The 2382-nt window shown below is 61.3% G+C and carries 3 protein-coding genes; 2 read left to right on the top strand and 1 reads right to left on the bottom strand.

All coding sequences use genetic code 11. The features are described 5' to 3' along the window. Positions 1–284: 284 nt before the first annotated feature. The gene (locus J4H91_RS15305; protein WP_208047111.1) at positions 285–968 is read right to left on the bottom strand and encodes a TetR/AcrR family transcriptional regulator; all 684 of its coding nucleotides are present in this window, start codon (positions 966–968) and stop codon (positions 285–287) included. Between the two features lie 63 nt (positions 969–1031). On the opposite strand from J4H91_RS15305, the gene J4H91_RS15310 reads away from it, so the two are divergent. Both J4H91_RS15310 and J4H91_RS15315 read left to right on the top strand, forming a co-directional pair. Next, the gene (locus tag J4H91_RS15310; RefSeq protein ID WP_208047112.1) at positions 1032–1787 is read left to right on the top strand and encodes an SDR family oxidoreductase; all 756 of its coding nucleotides are present in this window, start codon (positions 1032–1034) and stop codon (positions 1785–1787) included. Positions 1788–1816: 29 nt separating this feature from the next. Beyond that, entirely contained in the window at positions 1817–2146 is a 330-nt protein-coding gene (locus tag J4H91_RS15315) for a nuclear transport factor 2 family protein (RefSeq protein ID WP_208047113.1), read from the top strand. The last annotated feature ends 236 nt before the right edge of the window (positions 2147–2382 follow it).

Consider the following 2382-nt stretch of genomic DNA (forward strand, 5'->3'; position numbering starts at 1 on the left):
CAATGGTCGGCTCGAACACCTCCGTGGCTCCGCGCTGGGGTTCCGGAACCTGACCCACTACATTGCGCGGTCGTTGCTCGAAGCCGGCGGATTCAGACCGCTCCTACACCCTCAATTCCGATGAGCCATGTATGTGCCAGCTTCACGCGGGGCAAAACTCACAAATTGCCATAGGCAAACCAACTCGCGCCTACTGAACCGACTTGCTGCATGACGAGCACGAAAAGCTCGGAGGCGGCCCACAGATGAAATCCTGCAACACGTGTCGACTTGGTGGAGAGCGGCTACATCACCGCCGTACTGAGCTGTCGTAGCCACTTGACCAAAACCTGAGTTTCTGGATCTCCCAGCACCTCTGCATGGTCGAGAGCGAGTTCGATAGTGGCGATCACTGCTCCAGTCTTCGGACCGTGCTTAGTCGTGATGGCGGTAAGCACTCCCTCGCGCACCGCTACGGAGAGCTCATCGCCGAGCTCAGGCTCTGCGATCTGTCGGAGGGTCACTCCGACGTTCGTGGACAGAATGTGGTCCGCCGCCAGCTCGGCGCTGACTGCTAACCGGCCTTGGTCGGCCGCGGCCTGGGTCAGCGCTCCGAGGAGGGCTGTAGCTCGAGACTGAGGCGCGGGGACATACCCGGGCGCCACCTTGCCGTACATCAGCGTGTAAAAGCCAGGGTTTGCTGTCCCGAACGCGACATGAGCGTCCCAGCCCGCGCGAATGTCCTGTATCGGGTCACCCGAGCTCTTCGCGGACGCCTTCTTGCTCAAGTAGACGTCGAAGCCGTGCTGAATGACTGCCTCGATGAGGCCCTGCTTGGAACCGAAGAAGTGATACAGGGTGGGCATCCGGACCCCGACCGCGTCGCAGACGGCTCGGAGCGAGAAGTCTTCCCCTGGGCTCGCCGCGATGAGTTCCGCGGCAGCCGCGATGAGCTGCTCACGTGTATCGCTTGCCGGCTTTGCTGTCATACCGCTATAGTAGCCTATGTATCGGTGATACATGATTGTGTATCAATTAGATGGAGGATGGAAATGACTGATCACACGCTCAACGGAAAGAACGTCCTGATCGCTGGCGGCGCCAAGAACCTCGGCGGGCTCATCGCCCGCCAGGTCGCTGCCGCAGGGGCAAACGTCGCGATCCACTACAACTCGGACGCTTCTCGTGCCGACGCAGAAAAGACCCTCGAAGCGGTCCTGGCTGAAGGGGTACGGGGCGCCATCTTCCAAGGTGACCTCACGGTGCCGGGGAACGTGACGCAGCTGTTCCAGGAGGCCGAGTCCGCCATCGGCAAGATCGATGTCGCTGTGAACACCGTAGGTAAGGTGCTTCGGAAGCCGATCGTCGAGACGACCGAAGACGAGTACGACTCGATGTTCGATATCAACGCCAAGGCCGCCTACTTCTTCATTAAGGAAGCCGGTGTCAACCTCGCCGACGGCGGCAAGATCATCACCATCGTCACCGCGCTCCTTGCCGCGTTCACCGATGGCTACTCGACCTACGCTGGCGGCAAGAGCCCCGTGGAGCACTTCACGCGCGCTGCCGCGAAAGAATTCGCCGAGCGCGGCATTTCCGTGACCGCGATCGCTCCCGGCCCGATGGACACGCCCTTCTTCTACGGGCAGGAGACTCCCGAGCGTGTCGCCTTCCACAGGTCGCAGGGCATGGGGAACCGACTCACGCACATCGAAGACATCGCACCGATCGTCCGGTTCCTGGCGTCTGAGGGCTGGTGGATCACCGGCCAGACCATCTTCGCCAACGGCGGGTACACGACCCGCTAACTCTCCGCAGCCCAGAAAGGAAGACCAACATGACTACCCCTCAAATCCCGGAACCCGTCTCTAGCTTCATCGCCAAGGTCAATGCGCACGACGAGCAGGCGTTTCTTGACGCCTTCGCGAGCGACGGCGAAGTCGATGACTGGGGTCGTAGCTTCATCGGACGGGACGCAATCCAGCGGTGGAGCCAGAAGGAGTTCATCGGCTCTCAAGGAGTGCTTGCCGTCGAGGAGGTCCAGGACGAGGGAGCGACGGTCACCGTCGTCGGCGATTGGCGCTCCACCCACGCCAACGGACGTTCGAAATTCATCTTCGAGATCCGCGATGGCCTGTTCACCAAAATGACCATTCGCGAAGGATAATCGCGACCTTGCCATGCGGATGCTGCTGGTGCGCCATCCGCATGGCAAGCCTCCACCCGAGAAGCGGCCCGACACACCGACCCCCGAGACGCAAAGCATGAGACGATGACGGGTCTGTCAGATTAACGGTGGATCTGGCCTGGCACATTTCAGTTGATTCGGCCTTCGAAGGTGATCGCGAAGGCGTTGAGTGCGGGCTTCCACCTGGTCACCCAGCGTGCCCGACCCCGGCCGGT

Source organism: Leucobacter ruminantium (assembly GCF_017565705.1).
Taxonomy (GTDB): domain Bacteria; phylum Actinomycetota; class Actinomycetes; order Actinomycetales; family Microbacteriaceae; genus Leucobacter; species Leucobacter ruminantium.

Excerpts from the sequence above, each read along its gene's own strand:
- J4H91_RS15315 (WP_208047113.1), top strand. The coding sequence starts at position 1,817 with ATGACTACCCCTCAAATCCCGGAACCCGTCTCTAGCTTCATCGCCAAG.
- J4H91_RS15310 (WP_208047112.1), top strand. The coding sequence starts at position 1,032 with ATGACTGATCACACGCTCAACGGAAAGAACGTCCTGATCGCTGGCGGC.
- J4H91_RS15305 (WP_208047111.1), bottom strand. The coding sequence starts at position 968 with ATGACAGCAAAGCCGGCAAGCGATACACGTGAGCAGCTCATCGCGGCT.